This window comes from Armatimonas sp., from assembly GCF_043757465.1.
In the GTDB taxonomy this organism is placed as follows: Bacteria; Armatimonadota; Armatimonadia; order Armatimonadales; family Armatimonadaceae; genus Armatimonas.
Window position 1 is genome coordinate 13,394 of record NZ_JAYVPL010000005.1, and the last position, 22,539, is coordinate 35,932.

At 59.6% G+C, this 22,539-nt stretch carries 13 protein-coding genes and 1 pseudogene; 2 read left to right on the top strand and 12 right to left on the bottom strand.

Translation table 11 applies throughout. The features are described 5' to 3' along the window. The first annotated feature begins 14 nt into the window (after positions 1–14). Complete coding sequence (locus tag ACH2ED_RS00715; RefSeq protein WP_395088233.1) at positions 15–2,429, top strand: tetratricopeptide repeat protein; 2,415 nt, start codon at positions 15–17, stop codon at positions 2,427–2,429. 21 nt (positions 2,430–2,450) lie between these two features. Here the strand turns inward: ACH2ED_RS00715 and ACH2ED_RS00720 are convergent, their stop codons facing one another. The 11 genes from ACH2ED_RS00720 to ACH2ED_RS00770 form a co-directional block, all read right to left on the bottom strand. Further along, positions 2,451–3,155: a M50 family metallopeptidase gene (locus ACH2ED_RS00720; protein ID WP_395088235.1), complete on the bottom strand. Its 705-nt coding sequence runs from the start codon at positions 3,153–3,155 to the stop codon at positions 2,451–2,453. 115 nt (positions 3,156–3,270) lie between these two features. After that, a complete protein-coding gene (locus ACH2ED_RS00725; RefSeq protein ID WP_395088237.1) occupies positions 3,271–3,729 on the bottom strand; it encodes a hypothetical protein in 459 nt (152 codons plus the stop codon). A gap of 99 nt (positions 3,730–3,828) precedes the next feature. Beyond that, positions 3,829–6,387 carry an ATP-binding protein gene (locus tag ACH2ED_RS00730; protein WP_395088239.1) on the bottom strand — a complete coding sequence of 853 codons (2,559 nt, stop codon included), beginning with the start codon at positions 6,385–6,387 and terminating at the stop codon, positions 3,829–3,831. 2 nt (positions 6,388–6,389) lie between these two features. After that, positions 6,390–8,039: a hypothetical protein gene (locus ACH2ED_RS00735; RefSeq protein ID WP_395088241.1), complete on the bottom strand. Its 1,650-nt coding sequence runs from the start codon at positions 8,037–8,039 to the stop codon at positions 6,390–6,392. 517 nt (positions 8,040–8,556) lie between these two features. After that, complete coding sequence (locus tag ACH2ED_RS00740; RefSeq protein ID WP_395088243.1) at positions 8,557–12,120, bottom strand: caspase family protein; 3,564 nt, start codon at positions 12,118–12,120, stop codon at positions 8,557–8,559. 13 nt (positions 12,121–12,133) lie between these two features. Further along, the gene (locus ACH2ED_RS00745; protein WP_395088245.1) at positions 12,134–14,116 is read right to left on the bottom strand and encodes a caspase family protein; all 1,983 of its coding nucleotides are present in this window, start codon (positions 14,114–14,116) and stop codon (positions 12,134–12,136) included. A gap of 101 nt (positions 14,117–14,217) precedes the next feature. Continuing rightward, positions 14,218–15,714 carry a hypothetical protein gene (locus ACH2ED_RS00750; protein ID WP_395088247.1) on the bottom strand — a complete coding sequence of 499 codons (1,497 nt, stop codon included), beginning with the start codon at positions 15,712–15,714 and terminating at the stop codon, positions 14,218–14,220. Between the two features lie 11 nt (positions 15,715–15,725). Further along, a complete protein-coding gene (locus tag ACH2ED_RS00755; protein ID WP_395088249.1) occupies positions 15,726–16,778 on the bottom strand; it encodes a hypothetical protein in 1,053 nt (350 codons plus the stop codon). A 22-nt stretch (positions 16,779–16,800) separates the two neighbouring features. Beyond that, complete coding sequence (locus ACH2ED_RS00760) at positions 16,801–18,162, bottom strand: tetratricopeptide repeat protein (protein ID WP_395088251.1); 1,362 nt, start codon at positions 18,160–18,162, stop codon at positions 16,801–16,803. Continuing rightward, a complete protein-coding gene (locus ACH2ED_RS00765) occupies positions 18,159–19,391 on the bottom strand; it encodes a hypothetical protein (RefSeq protein WP_395088253.1) in 1,233 nt (410 codons plus the stop codon). Before ACH2ED_RS00765 ends, ACH2ED_RS00760 begins: the two co-directional genes overlap by 4 nt. 42 nt (positions 19,392–19,433) lie before the next feature. After that, the gene (locus ACH2ED_RS00770) at positions 19,434–20,606 is read right to left on the bottom strand and encodes a J domain-containing protein (RefSeq protein ID WP_395088254.1); all 1,173 of its coding nucleotides are present in this window, start codon (positions 20,604–20,606) and stop codon (positions 19,434–19,436) included. Positions 20,607–20,747: 141 nt separating this feature from the next. On the opposite strand from ACH2ED_RS00770, the gene ACH2ED_RS00775 reads away from it, so the two are divergent. Beyond that, positions 20,748–21,707: a M14 family metallopeptidase gene (locus ACH2ED_RS00775; protein WP_395088256.1), complete on the top strand. Its 960-nt coding sequence runs from the start codon at positions 20,748–20,750 to the stop codon at positions 21,705–21,707. A gap of 197 nt (positions 21,708–21,904) precedes the next feature. Here the strand turns inward: ACH2ED_RS00775 and ACH2ED_RS00780 are convergent. Continuing rightward, a pseudogene (locus ACH2ED_RS00780) lies at positions 21,905–22,539 on the bottom strand (hypothetical protein); the annotation flags it as partial.

The following is a 22,539-nucleotide window of genomic DNA, read 5'->3' on the forward strand; positions in this document are numbered from 1 at the left end:
AGATAATAAGAAGCATGCAGTTCGCCAAAACAACGACAACCCCACCACCGTCCCCGCCCCCGCTCCAAAAGGCCGCTGTGCTTTTCAACCAGGCTCTCCAGGCGACCCAGGCGGGAAAGCTGACACAAGCGGAAAAACTCTACCGGCAAATGCTGGAGGCAGACCCAAAGGCTGCCCTCGGCTGGGTCAATCTAGGGCTTCTTCTCGGGCGTCAGAAACGCTACGATGATGCCATTGCGGCTCTTCAAAAAGCCATTCGTCTGGCTCCCAAGGAAGCCAGCTTCCAGGCACAGCTTGCGTCGCTAGAGTGGGGAGCGGGGCGGACCAATGAAGCCATCGTGACAGCGAAGGGTGCTCTAGCGCTCAATCCCAAGAATACTGACACGCTACGGACGCTCGCAGGAGCCTACCTCTCCCAAAAACGCTTCACCGAAGCAATTCCTCTGCTCCAAGTTTGGAGCGCCCTTCAACCCAAAGACCCAGCCATCTTGGGATCCCTGGCGACAACGCAGCTGGATGCGAAGCAGCCCCGTGAGGCGCTCGTGACCTTGCGTACCATGACCCAGCGCTTTCCCAAGGAGCCCAACGCCTTCTTGATGCGCGGCGACCTGGCCGGACGGCTAGGGGCTCAGAAGAAAGACACAAAGCTCCTCGCGGAGGCGCGCGATGCCTACCGAAAGGCCTTTACCCTCAGCCCCAAGAATCTCCGTGCCGGTTTCAATGCCGCCGTTTCAGCGGAACAAGCGGGCGACTTTCCGAGTGCCCTGCTGCTTCTGGAAAAGCTCCGCGAGAAGTTTCCCGATGCGGCAATGGTGCGTCACAGCCTCGCACTGGCCTACCTCCAGGATATCCGCCGCACGCCCGAAGACCGAGTGGCGCTTGGCATGAAAGAAGCCGAGGCCGCCGTGGGACGTGAACCCAAGAATGCGGAGTATGTCACCACAATGGGGTTCATGATGCTCTCGCAGGGAAATAGCCGGGAGATAGGAGAGCGGGCCGCGCGCGTATTCCAGGGAGCGCTCAAGCTCACTCCCAAAAATGCGCGGACACGGCGCGGCCTAGTGGAAGCCCTCCTCGTTCAAAGTGCCTGGACTGAAGCGATTCCCAAGCTACGCGAGCTTGTTAACGAGACACCTGAGGACGATGCGCTACGCCAGAAACTAGCGGCAACTCTCCAAGCGGCAGGGAAACCGGCCGAGGCGGTTCTGGAGCTGCGCACGATTGCACGCCGAAACCCCAAGCAGACAAAATCACTCAAAGATGTCGCCACCCTCCTGGAAACTCTCAACCAGCTCGACGAAGCAGAGAAAACACTCGATGAAGTCCTGAGCCGGGATCCTGCGGACACCGAGGCGCTGGTTCGTCTCGGGAGCCTTGGTACGAAGACCAAGAAATACGAAAAGGCACAGGCACACTTCGAGGCTGCTCTGACAAAAAAACCGGAGAATAGTCAGGCATTCGCAGGGCTGATCGCGCTGTTTGAAGCCCCGGAAAAGAAAAGTGATGTGCTAGCGGTGCGCGAGCGCTGGCTCAAAGCCGATCCCAAGAACAATCAAGCACGCTACGACCTTGGCCTTCTGTACGCCGACCTGGGCCGAGACAGCGATGCGGTGACAGTGCTCCGGGGCCTCACATTGCGTCAAAATGATCCCAGTAGAAACCTCTACCGCCAGGCGATTGCGGAGTTTTACCGGCGTAGGGGGCGCTTCGGGGAGGAGTCCGGCGAGCTCCGCAACCTGATCGCGGAGGAACCCAACAACGATATCTTAAGGCGTCGCCTTGCGGAGGCACTGGAGCGTGCAGGTCGCCCCGCCGAGGCGGAGCAGCAGTACCTCGGGCTGATTCAAAGAGCTCCCGCAACGGATCTCACCTACCGACTCGCCTTGATTGGAATGCACGAGCGCATCGGCAAACTAGACCAGGCAGCTCAGGAAACAGAAGATCTCGTGACACTGCGCACGGGCTCCGACGAGGCCCGTGCCTTGCTCATTCGCCTACGAACAACTCAGAAGCGCACGGAGGCCATTGCGCCCTTTTTCGAGAAAATCGCACTCAGCGAACCTAACCACCCGAATGCTTATCTCGTGAATGCACTTGAGGCGTGGTTCCAAGCCCAAAAGGCGCCAGAAAAATACCTGGCCTTCACCCAGAAAGTCGTGGAAACCTACCCCAAAAGCCACCGGGCCTGGAAATGTCGAGCAGCAGCCCTAGAGAAAACCAAGGCCCTTCCCGAGGCACTGACAGCCTGGCAGAAAGCCACGGAACTGGATAATAACGACTCCGAAGCGCCCTTGATGCTCGGCAAACTCCTGGAAGAGCTAGGCAAGAAGACCGAAGCGATTGCCGCCTACACGCTCTCCGTCAAGCGGCAACGCACCGATCCCGCTCTCGCTGCTCTCTGGCGTCTGGGAGCCCCGATTCCGAAGTGACCGCCAATTCCAATCAGTCACTTAACGCGTGGATTTCAGGTCGCTGAGCATCGGACGAACTACCAACCCGAGGAGAATTGCCACTGCGGAGAGCATCCAGAGCGATGCCCAGACAATAGCGGGGATCAGGGTTGCCTGCTGCATATTCTGCGCGTCGGTGTGGGCATTGGTCTGGGCGGAGAGCAGAAACAGAGTCCGTAGGTCAAAGAAGGCATTCAGAACACACTGCACCCCGAGGAAGCCCACGAGAAGCTCCTGGTTGGGCCGCCCCAGCTTGCTCGCCGCGAGGAAGAGAAGCCCTGCAATCGGGATGCCGGTGACCAGCGCAAAGAACGCTCCGGGGGCAGCCACTAAGCCAAAGAACGCCAGCGGAAGCGTGAGCGCAACCGAGGCCGCCATCACCGTAAGAAGCTTCTTAGGAGCCATGCCACGGCGCAGAGCCGCGAGAATCAGCGCCCCGTAGAGCGTCGCACCTAAGTAGCCTGCCGCATTGACCACTGCTCCGATGCCGCCGTGGGTCAACGTCACACCCGAAGCGTCGGGAGAGACGCCCAGCGCTACGGGCAGTCCGCCCGTTAGTAGTGCTGCCAGCGCGTGGCCGCCTTCGTGGATAAACGTCACAAAGAGCCGCACCGGGTAGGTGAGAAACTGAGCGTACGGCACGAACGAGAGCGCAATGGTCAGGAGCGCACCGATCAAGATACTACGGGTTATATTGGCTTTCATATTTTTTCCTGTCTCTATTATACGGCCAGAAGGGCATAAATCGTTCCCCCCACGAAAACGTAGATGCACAGCGAAATCAGAAGTTGCACCCAAGGCTAGTTTTCTGTGGACGGGCTCATAACTTGGTGCGATTGGGAAAGTGTTTTTGTGCTTTTACCAGCTCACGGGTGAGCGTGGGGGAATCGTTGGTTTTGAGAAGTGCCTTTGCAGAGTCGCCACCAAAGCGCTCCACAAAATGGTTGATATGGAAACGAGCGGCCTGAAGTGAAAGAACGGACATCTCGCGGTGGAGGTTTTCCAGCAGAAAGGCTTTCCAGCGGAAGGTGAGAAAGAGAACAAGACGAGGGCGAGGCGGGAGATTGCTTTTCGCACGACAGGGATCGTCGTAGCGCTCAGCCAGAAGAAGTGCAGCGTGTTGCGGCAGAAAACAGAGGAGCATAGCAAAACGTAGGGGCGTATCCCCCTTCTCGGGCGCGGGATGCCTCTCCTCCAGACGCGGATCATCTAAAAAAGATTCCAGTGCCTCTGGGCTCAGAGAAGTCAGTGCAGTTCGCAGGCCCGGGTATTCGGGCAATTGTGGAGGTATCCCTGTAGCAACGGATTCCTGAACTTGATGGCAAAAGGCTTCCCACTCTCTCCAAGCCAGTTCCAGCGGTGTTTGCATAGAGCTATTCTAACCTGAAAAATACGACTTGGCGGCGAGTCCTAAAAGGGGAGACGCGGTTTCTGGGGAGTCCCACTCCTGCCAATCGGTCGCCTCGCCTTGTGCCCAGAGCGCGGCGTAGTGGGGCTGCGCCAACAATGGGGCGAGCTTTATGCGGCGCTCGTTGTCGGCAGGGAGAAGTGGAATGCCGTGCTTGCGGCGCGTGCTCTCCCCCAGCGCCGCTAGAAAGACAATCCGCTCCGGGTCGGCATTTTGCTCCATCAACGTATCGGTCATGTTGAGAATCGCCGTCGCACTATTAACCACATCATTGATCGCAACGCAGAGGGGAAGCACTTCTTCATAGAGCCGAAGCTCCGTTTCCAGCTCACCAAGCTCATAGCGCAGGGCCGCGAGGGCCATGAGGGTGTAGATCAGCCCCATCGTATTGCCGACAGCGGTCTGGACATTTCGTGCTTCTTCCAGGTACGGCAGCCCCAGAAGCGGCTGCTTGCGGCGCACCTCTAAGTTTCCCCGTGCCATCAGCATGGTCGAGAGCCGGTGCGTGTCGTTTATCGGGCGCAAAAGAGCAATGGCTTCGTCGAGCCGCTCACCCGCCGTTGCAAGGTCCCCCGAAGCCGAGGCGACAATCCCGACATTGTAGAGTGCAATCGCAATCCCATCGGGCTCGCCCAGCTCCCGCCGGATCGCCAGTGCCGTTTCTTGCTTCTCCCTCGCCCCGACGTAGTCACGCTTTCGGAGCAAGACAATTCCCAGGCCGCCCAGCGCACGTGCCCGGCTGTCCCGATTCGCAGGCTCATTCGCATCGGGATGGTTCAGCGCGTTCGTGAGCGCAGCCTCCGCCTCACGCAAGCACCCTCGCGACTCCCAGAACCGCCAGAGCGCACTGCTGAGCCGCAGCGCGTGTTCGGCATGCCCGCTTGTCTGCGTAGTTGCCAGAGCTGTCGCGAAGTTATCGAACTCCGCATCGGCGTGGGCGAGCGCCTCTGCCTGCTGCTCGGTAGCGAGCTGGCCTTCCAGACGCTCGGCACGGCGGGTGAAGAAGTAGCTGTGCCAGTAGCGGATCTCGTCCTCTTCGCCTGCCTCACTCAGGCGCTCGGCGGCGAACTCTCGGAGCGCTTCGGGGAGCGCAAAGCGCGGCAGCTCGTTGCCGATGGTCTGACGAACCAGGGAGCGCTCGGCTAGGCGAACCACAGACTCCTCGACACTCCTCTCTTCCGCCACTGCTGCAATCGCGGCAAGGGTCGCACCACCACGAAAGACCGAGAAAAGCCGAAAGAGGCGCTGGAGCGCGGGCGAGAGAAGCTGGTAGCTACTGTGAGCAACGGCCCAGAGCGACTGATGCCGTCCTGCTCTGCCCCGCCGTGCAGGGAGTGCCAGGCGAGACTGCCGGACACGCTCGGTCATCTGGGTGGGAGTCAGGACGCCCGTCCAGGACGCCGCCAGCTCGATGGCAAGGGGCACTCCTTCCAGAGTCTGCACCAGCTCCGCAAGGGCGGCGGCGTTGCGGAGCGTGAGCTGGAAGTCCCCCCGGCACGCCTGCGCCCGATCCACAAAGAGCGCGACACTCGGCAGGCTCGCTAGGCTCGTCAGCGCGGCATTGGAGTGGGGAAGCGGGAGCGCGGCAAGCGGCAGCAGGCGCTCCCCCGGAAAACCAAGGCGCTGACGGGAGGTAATCAGCAGGCGCAGTGTCGGGAGCTGTGTGCGAAGCGAGAGTAAAAGGCTCTTAAGGGTCGCGCCGGTCAGGTGCTCGGTGTTATCCAGAACGAGCAGAGGAGTGGTTTGCGCTGCGAGTGCCTCGGTCACGCCCTCGGGCGGGACACTAAGCAGGCGTGCCAGCCGCCCCACAACCTCACTGGCATCCTGCACATCAGCCAGCGCCACAAAGACACTCGCTCCCTCCCAGGCTAGCGCAAGCTCAGCCGCAAGGCGGGTCTTCCCGCTCCCTCCCATGCCCATCAGGGTGACGGGTGTGCCGGCCAAGAGGAGCTCTATGATCTGAGCCTTCTCACTCTCGCGCCCAAAGAAGTGATCCAGCGACGGTGGCACACCTAGGCGCTTGTGGGTCAGTGGGAGTGCACTGTATTTCGGGACTGCTCCCGGCTCGATGATTCCGATCTTCTCCAAGCGCGCCGCAATCGCCTCCGCCGCCGTGATCGCCCAGTCATCGTAGAAACCAGGGAGGAGTGGCCCCACGGCAAGCGCTCTTGCTTGCACGGCATTGCCCGACTTCAGCGCCGCCTCCAGCTCCACGACATCCGTGACGAACGCAGAGGGGTGCAGACCCGCGTGAGTACGAGTCGCCAGCAAGATACTCCCGGAGCGAAACTCCGGCGGCTCAACCTGACGACGCAGTGAGGTCAGCGCGGCCCGAAGACTCTGCTGACCCTGCGGCAAGGGGTCATCGGGCCAGAACAGATCAATCAGCCGCTCACGGGAGTGCTGGCCAGGAAAGAGCGCGAAGTAGGCCAGCAGCCCCGCCGTCTTGCGGCTCCGAAAGTTGGTAACGGGTGGGAAACCATCGCGCTCCAGCGCCAGCCCCCCCAACAAACGGATTTTCCAGAGCATCTCTAGCCCTGATTGTACCGGCGGCGTGCCAGAAGAGCGAGTGGAGCCAGTAAAGCCAAGGCCAGTGATGACGGCTCGGGAGCGGCGCTGCCACTGGAGAGAGTTCCACGGAAGATGGCAGTAGCACTGTTTGGGGTGTAAGTAACGTCCCAGAGGTAGCCAGGCGAGACAATCTGTGCCCAACTACCGACGATATTGGGCGCGGCAAAGAACGCGAAGCTCTGCCCGATTCCCGGTGTGAAGCCGCCTGTCAGTGCGATCTCCAGCGCACCACCAAAGCTGGCATTCCCGCCAAAGCTAAATGTGTCGAAGCTACTGCCACTGCTGATATTGACCAAGAGCGTTCCCCCAATGCCCTGGCCGTAGCCGCCACTCGCCGAGAAGCCCCCGATTCCCCCGCCACTGCCGCCGCCGTTTAGTCCCCCCGAGAGCACCCCGCCACCGTTGGAGATGCCCCCGAGAATGCTCCCCGTGCTGTAGAGATAGCCGCCATTCAAATTATAGATCCCCGAGGGGTTCGTCCACTGGATCGTCCCCGCATTGGAGACCACGCCGCCCGTCTGGGTGTAGTCGCCGGGGAAGCTCGCCAGCTCCGGGGTGTCGATCTCCGTGAGAGCACCGCCAAAGCGGCGAAGAGCAAAGCGATCCTCTTGGCCAAGATTGTTGAAGCCCGCGATCAGAAGCGGGCCATCGGCGAAGTTTTTATCGATGCCAACGGCGGAGCTGCTGGTGTAGCCCGTGGGAAGATAGCCGTGCAGGTTGGTCGCGGCTCCAGTGGCATTGTCCCAGAAGACAGCGCGATTGCTCCCACTTACCGTTGCATTGCCGACCGTCTGGTTGGCACCGACCATCACGGCGCTGGCTCCGGTTCCAACGACCGCAAGGTCGCGGGTTGTGGCGCTCCCAATCTCGTAGACTGAAGCGGCTCCCGTGCCAGTCCGTGCCCCGACAATGTAGTTGCCACTCATACCCTTCACCGACGAGAGTCCCGTGTTGAGATTGGTGATAGTGCCCGTGGGAAGATCGAGAAACCCAAAGCCCGTGGCGGTGAAGTTGACCAGGGCGTTGGTTCCACTCACATCAAGGATTTGGCGCGGAAACGACGAGAACAGTGGTCCCCAGGTAAAGCCGTAGCGCTGGCCCGTGGCAAGGTTCACCGCCTCCGAAGAGTAGGTGTTGTAGGGGCCAATGGCAATCGCACGAACATCGGTGTTGGTGAAGGCCCAGCCCTCGCGCAGGTTCGGAGCCACACTGGTGTAGCCCTGGGAGTTATTGGCCGATGCGGATGTCCCAAGGCTCACAACCTGCCCCGTGACGAAGTTCTTGGCCGAGAAGCTCCGGTTGCTGGAGACATTGATAATGCTGAAGTCAAACTGGCTCTGGAGCACCCAGTCGCCGCTGATCTGCTGGTAGGAGAGATTGGTAGGCAGCTCGGGAAAGCTGGGGACTCCTTGGCGAATATCCCAGAGCATGGCGTCTTCCCGGTTACGAACTCCCGCCTGAGAGCCAAATGTCCCCACAGCACGGTTACCACTCACGGAAGTGGCGGACTGAGGGAAGCCTGTGAGGTTGAGCTTGCGAGCGATGTACTGCGCGTGTGCTCCGCTAACAGAGCAGAGCGAGATAAGAGCGAGAGAGATCCTTCGTTTCATGTGCCCATGCTAGCAACCTTGCGTGAACACAGCGTGACGGATGATTTTCCCTATCCAAACCCCCGCCCTGTCCAGCGGTACTTGGTGTCGTGACTTTCCCCGCCAGAGCCATAGTTAAACGACCGAGGGGACTGTCTGCTTTAGCTGACAGGGGAATCGGCATCCTTTTTTAAAATATTTTTCAACGTATTGCTTCCTAGCTTTCCGGGTTCTCACTTTTGCTGGAGTATGGCTTCGTCACACCTTGTTAACAGAAGATTCCAGGGGGTTCTGGCAAGGAACTACATTTGAGTGTGACCTCTCGTTTGCCAGGTAAAATCTTCGCGTCTTGTAGTGTGGGTGCAACTTTCGAGTTGCACTTGGGGCACGGACAGTGCCTTTGCAGGTTAACGTGGACGGATGCGTCGAGCGTTCTGCAAGAAGCCTGAAGTCAAAGCATTGTGTTTTTTGTGATTGTGTCCTAGACATAATTTCAGAAGCTCTCTGCTTTAGCGGAGGGAGTCGTCACGATGTCTACCTACTTATTGGCGAGGGGGAAGTTAACGCCACGTCCGTAGCGCACCGGGCGCTGGTCACGGTTGCGTAGCTCTTTTGCCAGAGCGGGAACGCGCTGTTCGGCGTAGTTGAGAAGCGAGAGAACCTTGACATCACTCTCCGTGGGAGCCGCTTTCCCCCGGAGCCCTTCGAGAAGTGCGTAGGTGAGAATACCGTGGCCCAGGGCTTTGACCTCGCTGGCGTACTGCTGACTCGTGGACGCAGTGAGGATGTACAGCCCTTGGGCACGCGCGAGCAGGGCAAGCTGCCGCTGCTCCTGCGCCCCGCCCGTCGAGCTCCCATTGAGTGCAGCACCGGATTTACAGGCATCGTAGACGATCAAGATCCGCCGTGCCCCGATCTGCGAGATCAGGGAATCCAGCTGGTCGCCGCTAATGCCATACTTTCGCACGTTGTTCTTATCGCGCATAAGACGCATCTCGGCAGGCAAGAAATAGAAGCTCTGCGCCGCGCTCTCAACATCATCATCAGCGGGTTTTGCGGCGGCGGTCTCGCCATGTCCCGCCAGATAGATCACGACAATATCGCTGGGCTTCGACTCGGTTGCCAGAGCTTTTATCGCCGCTTCGATATTTTTCCCCGTGGCCTTTTCGTCCAGAAGGGACGTGACTTTGACGCCTGAAAAGAGAGTTTTCTGTCCCTCGAAAAACTGCCCGAAAGCCTCGGCATCCGGGCGGGCGTACTCCAGGTTCATGGCAGGATCTTCGTACTTGTTGATGCCGACGCTCAGCACACGCAGGACGGGTTTTGTTGTGGCAACTGCTGTACTTACCAATCGCAGCTCAGCGGGCTTGCTCTCCAGGTTCGTGCGGGAGTAGGCGGTGGCACGAAGCTGGTTCTGCCCCGGCTCCAGTGCAATCGTAAAGGTGCGGGTCAGCTCACTCTGCACGGTGCTGGCCGCGCCGCTCAAGCTACTGGTGCCCCCGACCAAGCGTCCGTTATGGTACAGGCGAAGCGCACGAACCCCACCCCCATTTTGCTGCACCGCCTTCACGGTGATCGTCACTTCTGCGGCACTGGTCGTACTGGTTGCGGGGGCAACGAGCTGCACACTAGGCGGTGCACCTTGGGCGAGCGCGGCCTCGGGCGAGAGGGGGTTGACGCCCTCTTTGCCATCAAGCACGAGCTGCACGAGGCCAGGGCGATAGAAGCGCTCGGCGAACTGATCCAGGCTGTAGGTTTTAGAGCCACTCGAAAAATAGACTTTCTCAATCGCGCCCTGGGAGCCATCGAAAGCGCCCTCCGGCGTGTAGGCCAGCCAGTCGCCGCCCTCCAGCATCAGAAAGCTCAGGCGCGTCTTGCCGCTCAGATCCCGTACACGAAGACTGTCATCGCTCTGCAGCGTCAGCAGGTGCTTACCGTCGGGCAGAAGCGCGGGTGTAACCCCGCCCCCCCCACGAACCTCTACGCCATCGAATTTGCGGAGCACTTGCTGGCGCAGCCCACTGCTCGCGTTCCACACGCTCCACTCGGCCTTGCTAGAATCGAAGACCAGCGCTCGCCCGTCGCCGGGTGAGACGATAATGTCGTTGAGGCCCAGTGTAAATACAGGCTCCCAGACATGCGAGATATGTCCCGTACTTACCTCACGGCGCACCACCGTTGCTTGGTTATCGACGGCATCGGTGCCACTCTCGATCTCCATAGGGATCAGCACTGCTTTCCCACCATCTATAAAGACGGGGAGCGGATAGCTCATCTGGCTCAGATACTTTCCCTTCCACGGATTGTCTCTAAAAGCGGGAGTCTGGGAGAGACGAGCACCACTCTGCGCATCGTAGGTCGCAAACGCTCTCATCCCCGAGTCGGTTTTAATGAGAGCGACAAGCTGGTTTTGGTCGTTAAATGCCGCCCTCGTCTCACCATCTAGACCCGAAAGGCGTGCACGCTCTCGTCCTGACTTGGCATCGAGCAGGTAGCCGAGGCAGTAAAGCGATGCTCCGTCGGGGCTGAGTGCGAGCGAGGCGCGTGGAGTAAAGCCGGGCTTTAGGAACAGCGGCTCGGAGAGCGTGTTCGTCTCCAGATCCAGCCGCCGCACCTCCGCACGGTCGTATTGCGGGTTCCACGCCACCAGGTAGATCGTCTTTCCATCGGGCGTGTAGATCGCGTCGAGGAGTTCAGCAGTGTAGTCCGTCCAGAACCGTGTCTGCCCGGTGCGGGGGTCGAGGACGCGCAGGCTCCCCAGCCACCCATCAACTCGCCTGTAGGCTCCTTGCGACGTGTTCACCAGCGCCGTCTTGCCATCGGGCGCGACAAACAAGCTATAGGGACTGTAGGTCCAGCCGCGCAGGGAGTTTTGGGGAGTCAGCGAAGCCGCATTCCAGAGAGTCGCCCGGCCATCACGGGTCACGGAAACAAGCTGCTTACCATCTTGTCGAAACGAGACGGTGGTTAAATCGTCCCTGACAATTGGGGCGAAGAGAGGGCCGGTGGCCTGAGGTGCCGCGTCCGCCGCGCTGTCCCCGACTCCCTCCACCACGATGCCGCGCACGGGAGCAGACTTGGAGAGCGTCTCCTTCCCACTGAGAAGATCCACCAGGGAAAAGCGCGTTCCCACGACGCGCACCAGGCTCTTGCCATCGGGAGAGAAGCCAACAAAGCCACTCTCAACGGTGCGAACCACCTTCCCGGTGGCTTCTTCGACCACCACGCCTGCGCCCTCTTTCTCGTCATCCACTTTTTCCGTATTTCTCTTGACGCCGAGTAGCTCCGCATTCAGGACAGTGACGAAGACATGGCCGCTGGGGGAGTAGGCCGTCGCCGGTGCGTTCACGGGGAGCGTGCCTAGCTTCTTTCCTGTCGCCGTTTCGTAGCGATCCGTCTGGCGTATCTTTTTTTCATAGCCCATTCGAACATAGTAGATAGCGAACTCACGGTCTCCTGGCAGAAAGTGCCCCCCATCCACTCCGGTCGGTTCGGTGAGCTTGATCGGCATGGTGCCTGCGGCGATATCACAGACAAACGCCTGCCCCACTCCCCTTGTGGTCACCAGTGCCCGCGTCTCGTCCTGCGTCACATCCAGAGTCACCACTTCCGATTCGTAGCGCTGGAAATCCAGAATCACCGAGGGAATCTGCCACTCCTTCAAGAGTTTCCCGCTGACCACGTCCCAGAGCTGGAGCCTCCCGTATTTATCATCGTCCACCGTGCCGTCATCACTGCGGACCGCTTTTACCCCCATTCCCCCCACCAGCAGGCGCTGGCTATCCTTCATCCAGTGAAGCAGCCCCGAGCAGGGCAGCTCCCGCGTCGTCCGGCCCGTGTCGCTCTCCCAGATGCGTATTTGTCCCCCCCCACTAGTAGCGACCCAGCGTCCATCGGGGGAGACTTCGGCGCGATCCATGACCGTGTGCGCCGTGGGGGGCATCATCTTCAGCGGCCCAACGGGAACCTGCGGAGCGGGCGTAGTCGGCTTGACAGCAGGGGGCGTGGGCTTAGGCTTGGGCTTTGCCGTCTGTGGAGAGCCCGCCTGCGTACTTAGCGCGAGGCTCAGGCCCAGCGCAAGAGAGATCAGAGTCTTGTTCATGTTTTTTGTTTTTCTAGGGCCGGATGGTCAGAAACACCATGTCCGTTGCCCAGCCCTCGACCGTGATGGGCTGCTGCTCCGAGCGAGCTGGGAGCACCTCGATGCCGCGTGCACCTCGGTTGAGCTCGCGCTTGAGCTGCGCCAGAAGCTCCGCCGCGATACTCGTCCCCGCCCCGCTCAGAGCGGAAAAATCGCCGTTGGTGCCCTCCAGAACCTCTAAGTTGATAGGCACCGTGGTGACAATCGCCTTTACCGCCTCGCTGCCCGCCGGGCCGGTCACGCGCAGACGGAACAGATTAGGGGCAGGCAGACGCGTCGTCTCTCCGGCGCGGAGCTTGTTGTCTTTGGCGTACTTGTTGGGGTAGAGCACCGTCACCTTGCCTACCGAGTCCACATCCAGCAGATAGAGATAGCAGTCCTGGCTCGGGCGTGCCGTGAAGCCAATCGTGTCGCCGATCTTGACCGTGTCGAAGTCGCGGCCATTGACCTGAAGATCAATCTCAATCTTAGACTTGGGATTTTCCAGGTGCACCAGCTGGTTCACGGTTGCCATGTTCTCTAGCACGCGCCCGAGCTTGGGAAAGAGCGCATCCAGATCGCCTCCCGTGATCGTGGGAAGCTGCTGCTGGTTGCGAAATACTTTGATAGCGATATCTTTGCCCGCAAGAAGCTCCAGCTCGACCTCGTGGGGCGCTTTAGCCTCCACGACCTCGGTGAACTTCAGGGCACTGAGGCGGCCCGTCAGCGATCCTCGCAATGTGGCGTCTCCCAAGAGGGCGACGCGCAGCTTTTGTGTCTCCAGAAAGTGAAAGGCCTCACGGAGCGGCTCGCCTTCGGCCACCATCCCAGAGAGTAGCGCACACGTCGCTTCCTGGGCATCGTGCTGACTGAGTCGCAAGACGGCACCGCTCTGACTGTTGTAGATACTCCCGCGCGTCAGTTCCACCCCCACCGGCGCTTCGATCACCACGGTCTTGCCTTGCACACGCTTGACCTTCGCCGCCCAGGTCGTCCACTGTGCGGTCGGAGCGGTGGGGGCTGGCTCTGTTGCCACAGTTCCTCCCCCAAGTGCTAACCGCTGCAACCCTTCTCCCTCTAGCTGCGGCACTTGATCAAGCTTCATCTTCTGGAGGGTCAGTGCAACCTCTTTGTGGATGTCCGTATAGGTAGCGTTTTCAGGCTTGTTGTAGGCCGCTCGCAGAAAGGCGAAGGTGAGCGCTCCCATGTACGGGTTGATCAGCTGATCGCCACAGTACTTCCCCTTGGCCTTGCGCTGCGCCAAAAACGCGTCCACTTTCGCTTTGTCCGAGGTATCGAGCAGTACCGTAGAGTCCGCTGATGTCTGATCCGAGCGGCAGCCCGTGAGTAGCACTGTGGTCTCTCCATCGGGCTTGAGGTCGTCACTCGCGCCTCGGGGAGTACTTGGGAGAGGAGCTGTTGACCGTGGTGCCGGGGCCTTCACGCTCACTTCCAGCGAGCGGGGCATATCACCGCCCCGCAGGCCGGTGCCACTGTGGCAGGAGTCGAGCATCACAAAGACGTTCTTTGTGCGAAGCTGCCCCACCCAGCGTCCCAGATCGTCGTCGGTGATATAGGAGCCGATGGTGCTGCCCGCATCGTACGGACACAGCGCTTCGTCCTTGCCGTCTTGTTCATCCTTATTGAGATCCGGCACCTGCGTGCCATGACCCGAGTAGTAAAACACCACAAGATCGCCGGGAGCGGCTTTCTGGATCAGATGCTCACGAAACGCGCGCTCGATACCTGCACGCGATGCCGCCGACTTTTCCAGGCTCAGAATATTGCCCGGCTTGAAGCCATATTTCTCCGCAAACACCGCGCGCATCTCACGCAGGTCGTTGACTGGCCCACTGAGCCAGTTGTCGCGCGGCTGGTTCTGCATCTCCGTCACCCCGATAAACAGGGCATATTTTTCCGCACGGACAGCACTTGTCAGCGCGAAAAAAAGCGGTGCAAGAATCAGTAACACTCTCATAGATCTCGTCATTGTATTTTCCTAACTCTCCTAAAGTGTTATATTTTCACCCGTCGCGCCGGAATCATGCCGAGCGGTAGTGCGTTTTTCATACGGGCATTTTACCGGCGCTTCACTTTTCCCGCGCCGTGGCAGCAGGGACACGCCCAGGTGTCCTTTGAACCCTCCATCGCCGAGCTGTGGACACCATACTGCGGGCCGACCACCATCTTACCAGTAAGGTCGTACCGGGGCGCGACCGAGGTATAGGACTCGCCCACGCTGTGGTTGTTCTCAAAGCGATACGCGCCTTTGCCTTTACAGAACGAGCATGTGACGTAGCTGCGCGGGTCGTCCATCTCCGCCTGTTTCTTTTGTTTTTGCAGCTCGGCCTCGCTCGGCCTCTGCTTGCGCGCCTCTTCGACACGCTTGCCCCGCTCCTGGCGCAGGTAATCCGACCAGGCTTCCTGGGAGGCCGCCTCGAAGGCTTTGGCACGGCTGGCGAGTGCGTTTTGCGTCTGGTCGAAGGCGATAGTCTGCTGCGTGTCGTCGAGATCCATCAGCCACTTGCCGCGCCCGTCGTAGAGGCTCACCGTGTTGAACGACTTGTCGCGCGCCTGCCTCATGACGGCCATCGTCTGACGATCCGGCGACCAGGCGAAGGGAAAACTGGCCCATCGAGGCACGCCTTGAACCGTTGTTTTCTGGATTATTTTTCCCGTCGCGAGGTCGCACTGGATCGTCTCGATCAAGCCGTCTTCTTGTTGCCTCGACAGCGAGAATCGGTTCTCCGGGAGAAAGCCGTCGAAAACGTAGTAACCGATGCCCTCGGGAAGAATTATTTGTCGCTTTTTCCGCAGATTGACGACGATCAAAGGTTCTTTATTTATTTTGTTCGTCGTCGCCATATCGAACTTGATTGGCACCTTTACCAGGTAATCCCCGCTCGGCAAGAGCTGAAGACGATGCAGGGTTGGTTTCTCTTCGTACTCCAGGCGATAGTCTAAACCGTCCATCGCGAGGGAAGCGATGCGCTCCGCTTGCTTGCCTTTTTGGGGAAAGTCAGACCAACAGAACCAAACCCGGTTACTCGTCTCGTCCCAAACGACAGACCCGATTCTCGGGTTCTGGCCGTGCACATTTGGCACTTTTTTCGCATCCACGCGCCACAATTCTTTTTTTGCTTTACGATTGTACAGGCTGATGCTAAATATATCGAAGCGAATAAAATGCTCCGAATCAATCGGGAGGAAACCGGGATTACTGATATCGATGCTGGTCATCATTGCAGCTTCTTCACCAAGATTATTCTCTAAGTCAACCAGAACGGGCGAGCGTGACATGTTCCCCACCGAGGTTTCTCCATCGAAGATAACCACATCGTTGACGAACGAGAACGGAGGGCGGGCCATGTTGTAGGAGGTCGGACTATCGTCCAGATAGCTGGCGATATTGGAGCGGAAGACGAGCTTGCCGGTCTTCACCTCCCAGACTTTGTGCTCGTGGCGTCCGAGGGTGGCGACGTAGCGTCCGCCCGGAGAGAACTCGACGCGCTCACCGTAGCGAACGGTGTAGGGTTCACGAGGCGATTTTTCGAGTCGAAGTGTTGTGTCTTGCATTGTTTGATCTTTCAGTTCGCCGGGTAGTCGCGGCTCTCGCGTTTGTAGCCGACGGTGGACGTTCCCGAATAGTTCAGGGTGAAGCTTCCCTGCGCCCCGACGAAGCGCGGGTCGCTGGAAGAATTCGAGGCTTCGAGGCGCAGGTTCTCGGTATGGAAGCTGACCTTGCCGTTGTCGCCGTATTCCTTTTTGTTCGGATTCGAGGTGCCGAAATCTATGGCGTCGAAGATCACGGAGCCGGAGACGGCGTCCCACTGGCGGATCGTGCCGTCGGGAGCGTCTTCGTAGTAGCTGAACTGCACGGGATTCGAGCCGACCACGACGGGAAACCGCGCACCGTGCCCGATAAAGACAGTTCCTTCGATCTGGTTCTTGCGGAGATCGTCCATGCGAAGATAAAACCGGCGGGAGACATTGGCCTGGGTGATTTGCCCGTGCGCGGAGAAGTAGCCCAGCTTCGTAACGGGAACGTCGTAGCGCGTTTCGAGAAACGCGAAGTCGGTGGCCAGAGTCGAGGCGTTGCAGTCGGCGCTCCGGTCGGTTAGCGTCAGGCGATCCTCCGTGCCCAGCGCCTTATTTTTTTTGGTCATGCGCAGCCCGACCCGCTCCTCGGCGCTCGACGCCGTGCGCCGATAGGTCACCGTCACGTCTCCCGCAGTAAAAGGCTTGCTGCCGTTGTTGTTCTGCACCGGAACGCCGAACGGAAAGTCGAGAATCTCGCCGGAGTCGAGGAGGATGTTGTACGAGTTTCCCAGTGCCAGTGTCCCGTTCTTCAGGTTGTAGAAAAGCTGGTCGCGCGCCTGCGATCCCCACGCCGTCCCCACTTGAAGGCGTGCGCTCAGAAGTGCGTCGTCCCCCGCCGACAGCTCCCAGCGAACGCTCCGCCCGTCGGCCAGAGCGCCCGTCGCTTCGTAGCTCCCCACGCGATGGTTGTAGCTGTCGCCCACCGGCTCCGGCGGCGAGGGCGTCGGCGGCGTCACGCTCGGCTTTCCTCCGCCTCCGCTACAACCGGCAAGCGTTATCAGTACGCCAAAAACAAACATAAATCGTCGTCGTTTCATCATAAACTTTCTCCTATACCTCGTTTTAAGGTTTGATTTGCCGATCCACCCACTCTCGGGCGGCCTCGGAAACCTGTGTCGCATCTTGAAGCACCTGAAGCAGGTCTTTCAGCGCCTTCTCCACCTGCCCTCGCTCTTTGTCGGGCAGCGTTTTCCGTTGTTCTTCGATGTCCTGAAGTGCGAATTCGAGCGGCGTCGTCTCTTTGTTTTCACCCGCCAGCTTGAAATTCACTTTTAAGGCCCGTACTTCGCGCAAGAGTTTCTCGATGGAGTCCGCCGGTCGCTCGGTAACTTTGGAAAAAGTGTTCAGAGTCATCAGCGAAACGAGAGAAAATTCCTGCTTCCTCAGAAACGTGATAAGAAAAATCGGCACATTTTCTTTTACACCATCGGCGGATACTCGCAGAACGGCTTTATTGCTTTCCTTGCTTTCAAGTCCCTCCACACTCGAAAGAATGCTTTTCAACTGCCGTGTGGAAAATGATTTGAACTGCGGGTCTTCGATGTTTTTCTGCATTTCAAAAAGCGCGTTCAGCAGTTGCCCGCCGGTTTTGAAGACAAGCTTCTTCGGCGCGGGAGCGGCATCGCCGGAGAGTGCGAGGGGAGCGGTGGGAATCGGGACGTTGGTCAGCCCGAGCTGCTCGATGAAAGGTGTGTTTTTCACTCCCAGTCGGCGCGCTTCCTGAACGAATGGCTTGGCCTCCTCCCGCTTGCCCTGCTTGACGAGCGACACTCCGACGTTGTACGGGAAAATCGCGACATTTCTATTTGACCGGAAGGCGTCCCGGTAGGCGGCTTCGGCTTCGGCCCACTTCTGCTGCAGGACGAACAGCTTGCCCAAGTCATTGAGGAAGGTGTCCATGCCAGGCTTGAGGCGGAGGGCTTCGCGCAGGCTGGCCTCGGCCTCCGGGAAGCGCCTCAGGGAAGCCAGCGCCTGGCCCAGCGAGCGATGAACCCAGGGATCGTTGGCCACCAGCGAGATAGACTTTCGGTACGCCGCGATGCCGCTTTCATAGCTACTTTTTCGGGCCGCAGGCTCAATTACCAATTCTCCCATTCCTACACAAGCGCCGCCCAAACTGCCCCAGAGAAGCGCGTCGTCGGGCTTCAGACCGGTCGCGATTTCATAGAGTTTCCGCGCTTCGCCGTAGTGCCGGAGAGCGTCGGTCTTTTCGACGGCCAGGTAGTAGTGCGCAGTCGCCAGGTTATTAAGAAATTTATAGTCTTTCTCGAAGCGGGGTCTTGCTTTTTCATAGGCGGCGAGGGCATCCGCCCAGCGCTTTTCGTTCGAGGCGGCGTCGCCCTGTTTGCGAAGCGCCGCCGCGTCCTGGGCGAGCGCGGGCGCACAAAGCGCGGCGACGCAGAGGGTGATTGCGAGAGTATTCATCCCAGATCTCCCTTCGGCTGACTCTTGAGCGCCTCGGCCAGCGCCAGTGCCAGTAGCGCCCCCACTTTTCGACGCGGCTCGGTGATCTTTGCCAGGTACTTGAGCGCCAGAGCGGGCTCGGCCTGGGCGGCCACCACGACGATCTCTTTCCACTCGGCCTGACGGGCGCTTAGCTCTCCTTGTCCGGGGGCAGGGCGCTGCTTCCAGTACTTCTCCTGCTCGGGCAGATCGCGGCGCAGGGCTTTGCGGATACCAGCGTGCACAACAGCGATCTCCGGGCCGTAGGCAAACTCCAGCAGCCGGTGCCAGTCGCGGGCCGAGATTGCCTGAGGCTCCATTGCGCTAGTAGCCTGCATAAGCTTCAGACGGACATCGGACTCACGGTTCAAGAAGTCCGGATCCACGGCGCTTTTATAGCCGACGGTCGAGTTTTTCGTGCGCTTCAACAAAGCGATGAAAGCATCCACTCCCAGTGCATCCACCAGTGCGAGCGGGAACTGGCCCACATTGCTCTTGTCCGTCAGCTTCGCCAGGATCGCCAGTGCATCGTCTTTCTTGCTCAGCCAGAGAAGCCCCAGTGCGACATAGCCCGGAGCCTCGCCTCCTGCGGCGCGGAGCGCTTTCTCGACGGCGGCTTTGTCAATCTCCATCCCACGTACGCCCGCCTCGCAGAGCACCAGCGGCCCGGCGAAGCCTTGCTCCAGTAGCTTGGGTGCCATTGCGGTCAGCGCTTCAAAGACCAGTTTCTCACCTGCCAGCCCCACCACACGGGCAATGTCCAGGTACTGCGCCCCACGCTGCCAGAGCGAGAGGTCTTGCGCATCCGTCAGCCGTAGCGCATCTTTGACCAGAGGATCTCGCTCACTCTTCTCCAGTAGTGCGGGCAGCTTGACGATCAGATAGCCGTCGGTGGCGTATTTTTTGAAGAGCGCGACTGCCTCCGCCTTCGAGGGGCTACGCTTTAGCAGCAGCGCGACAACTCCCTGGTGTGCCTCTTTTCCAACCATAATCAGCGTCTTTGCCTTCTCAAAAGTCGCCTTTGCCACCGCGCTCTGCCCCAGAGTGTTCTGAATGTCAATGATCTTGGCATACAGCTCTGCCACATCCGCGCGGGTGAGTTTACCAAGGTCGGGGCCGCCACCGGGGTGATCGTCAATCCCCACTTTGGGAAGAAGAGCCTGTGTCTGCGCCAGATAGCCCAGCGCGAGTTTTTTAGAGTTTTGTTGCATGCCCCACAATTTAACAGAGCTGCGTTACGACAGCGTTACAAGCTAGTTCGGGAGCTTATCGAGGAAGGACTTGAACTCGGCGAGGCGCTGGAGAATATCGCCCGACGGCCCCCCGTTCTCCGATGTCCAGACTTGCCGTGCCCACGAGTTCAGCTCGCGCATGCCGACCCAGCGGAGGTAGGCACTCTCGGCACGCTCGGCGGCTTTCTGAGAGAGGCCACCCAAATTATAGAGAAATGCTGCCTGGGCATTCACCGCCGCACGGGCCGCGATTATCTTCTCGACCGTGGCGATGGAGAGCTGCTGCGTCCCCGCGTGGCGGTAGAACAGTGCCGCCCACTCGCCCTCACCCTGGAGTACCACCCGCTGCGCCGCACTATCATGCCGAGTGGGCATCAGCCCCAAAATGAAAAGAACACCCAGCAGCCGCCGTAGGATTTGGCTCTCCGAATCGCTGGCCTTGCTGGGAGTGGTGACGAGCTTACCGAGCTGCTCCAGTGCCGCAAAGTGTACCTCCAGCCGCTCCCGGTCTCGTGCCACGGACTCCTGCGCCAAGTGCTCCGCGTGCTCCTCAAGATGCTTTTGCGCCAGCGGATCCAGCACCGCCAGCTTCAGCGCGGTCTCAGGATGCACCAGCACTCCGCCCAGCCGCCGCACCAGGAGAGCGCCAAAGCCCAACATCCCAAAATAGCCAAACGTGTAGACGCTGCCCACGATCCCTGAGATTCCCATAGTCAGGACAAGCACCAGTGCTTCAAGCCGCGCGGTCTGGAGTTTCTTCGCAAACTCCGCAATAAAAATAACCTTTCGGTTCTCACGGTCCAGCGTGATGCGATCTCGGTCCCGGTGGATACGCTCTTTGACGCGCCGCACCAGCCCCGAGGAACCTTTGCCATCCGCGAGCTTGCGGGAGCTGCCCCCCGCCCCTGTCCACAGGTTGCGAATCGCCTCTTCCCCGGTGAAGAACGGCAGGATCGGCCCGGCGGCATACTGCCCCAGCTTCCAGTGCCGGTCGTGTTTAGTGCGCGACTCGGCGTTGCTGAGCACTTCGTAGGCGAGGTTGACCTGCACCTGAGCATCGTGCGAGCCGCCCCGGTCGGGGTGCGCACGCCGCGAGGCTTGCTTGAATGCCGCACGAATCTCGCTCTCCGAGGCTCCCAGAGCGATACCCAGCACGTCGTAGCAGTTAAATTTAGTCCAGGACTTAACAGTCATACCGTAGTCTTACAGGGACGGTTCGGCGCAATCCCCCCCGGCCCCTCCTTTTACTTATCGGCAAACAGGATCTATTTTTGCAATCCCAAAGCCAGAGCGCACAGACAGGACTTTCTTACAGTCGAGGCGAAACGTAGTTCCATGACTCCGCTTTTATCCCTCCTCTCGCTAGGAACACTGCTCTGTGGGCTGTCGCCGCGTGCCGTGACACCGCCAGTTCCGATTATTGCCCAGACGATCCGGCAAGAAAAAGTAACGTCCCCCAAAGCCTTTTTTGGGTTTGAGATCGGTGCCGACTACCGCCTGACGAACTACACAAAGCTCGCTGCATACTGGCAACAATTAGATAAGGAATCCGAGCGGCTGGTCGTTCAGGAAATCGGCAAGACCGCTGAGGGCCGACCGCAGCTCATGGCCATTGTCACTTCCCCCGCCAACCACAGGAAGCTGGCGCTCTACAAAGATATCTCCGCGCGGCTGGCGCGGGCTGAGGGCCTGACGGACGCGGAGGCAAAAAAACTAGCGGCGACCGGCAAGGCGATTGTCTGGATAGACGGCGGTCTGCATGCCACAGAAGTGCTCGGCTCCCACCAGCTTATCGAGACCGCCTACGAGCTGACGCGCTCCAACGACCCGGAGGTGCGGCGCTTTCTGGACGACTGCATTATCTTACTGGTGCACGCAAATCCGGATGGCATGGAGCTGGTCTCCGACTGGTACATGCGCAACCCCGATGAAAAAAAGCGTAGCTTCGATATCCCACGCCTCTACCAGAAGTACATCGGGCACGATAACAACCGTGATTTCTACATGGGAGCCCAAGCGGAGACCCAGAACATGCTCCGCATTCAATACGACCAGTGGTTCCCCCAGATTGTCTATAACCACCACCAGACCGGCCCGGCAGGTGCGGTGCTCTTCGCCCCGCCGTTCCGCGCTCCGCACAACCACCACTTCGACCCACTTGTCGTCACGGGAATAGATCTCGTGGGGACATCCATGCACAATCGCTTCGTTCTGGAGGACAAGCCCGGCGCGGTGCGGCGCACTCAGGCCAGCTACCAGACCTGGTGGAATGGTGGCCTGCGCACCACAACCTAATTGAAATACGATAGAATTATGAACAGAGGTTTCCCTGATGCCAGCAACGCTTACTAATTTGCAGATAATACCACCGCCACCAACAGTGCTCACGGAGGTACTCATTCAGACCATTACGAGCAACGCTCAGATGTTACGTCTGCTTGACCCAGAGCGCTACCGTCAGCTACTGGAAACCCTCCCCTCAGCGACGCCCCCTACTCTAGCGCCCTCTGAGGAAAATCTGGATGCTGCTTGGGACGATCTGGAGCGCTGGCTGGTAGCTCTCCGCGAGCAGGATCGGGCAGCAGTGGAGCCGTAGAGAGTGGCTCGCTATCTTTTAGACACGAACCGACTTCTCCCGAATTGCCCAGCACGACAACCGTCTTCGTTTTGAGCAAGAACCCGCGTAAAAGCGCCTGGGTGCGCCGTCGCCCACACAGCTTGAGCAAGCTGCGACGGTTGTACAGATCATAACCAAACGTGCTGCTTTGACCACCCGAAGACAACGACGCGAGCTGACCACGCACGTTCCAGCCAAGGGTGTCCGAGCCAAGACGCGTCATGTTCCCGTTCGCGTCGTGATCTGCCGTTAAAGTTCCACTGCCGCTGGTCATCGAGGTCAGGCGGTTGGCCCAGTCGTAGTAGCGCACGTCGTTCGCGCTGGTGGCACTGAACTTTCGTCCGAGCGCATCGTACTCGTAGCTGACCAGAAGCGTGTTGCTGCCGCCAGAGCCAGGAGGGCCGCCAGAGCCGGAGGGCCGGGAGGGGGACACTCGCCACCGCCGCCGCCGGAACCACTCACCAGGGAGACGGTCTTGACGCGGCCCCACGCATCGTAGGTGAACGCCTT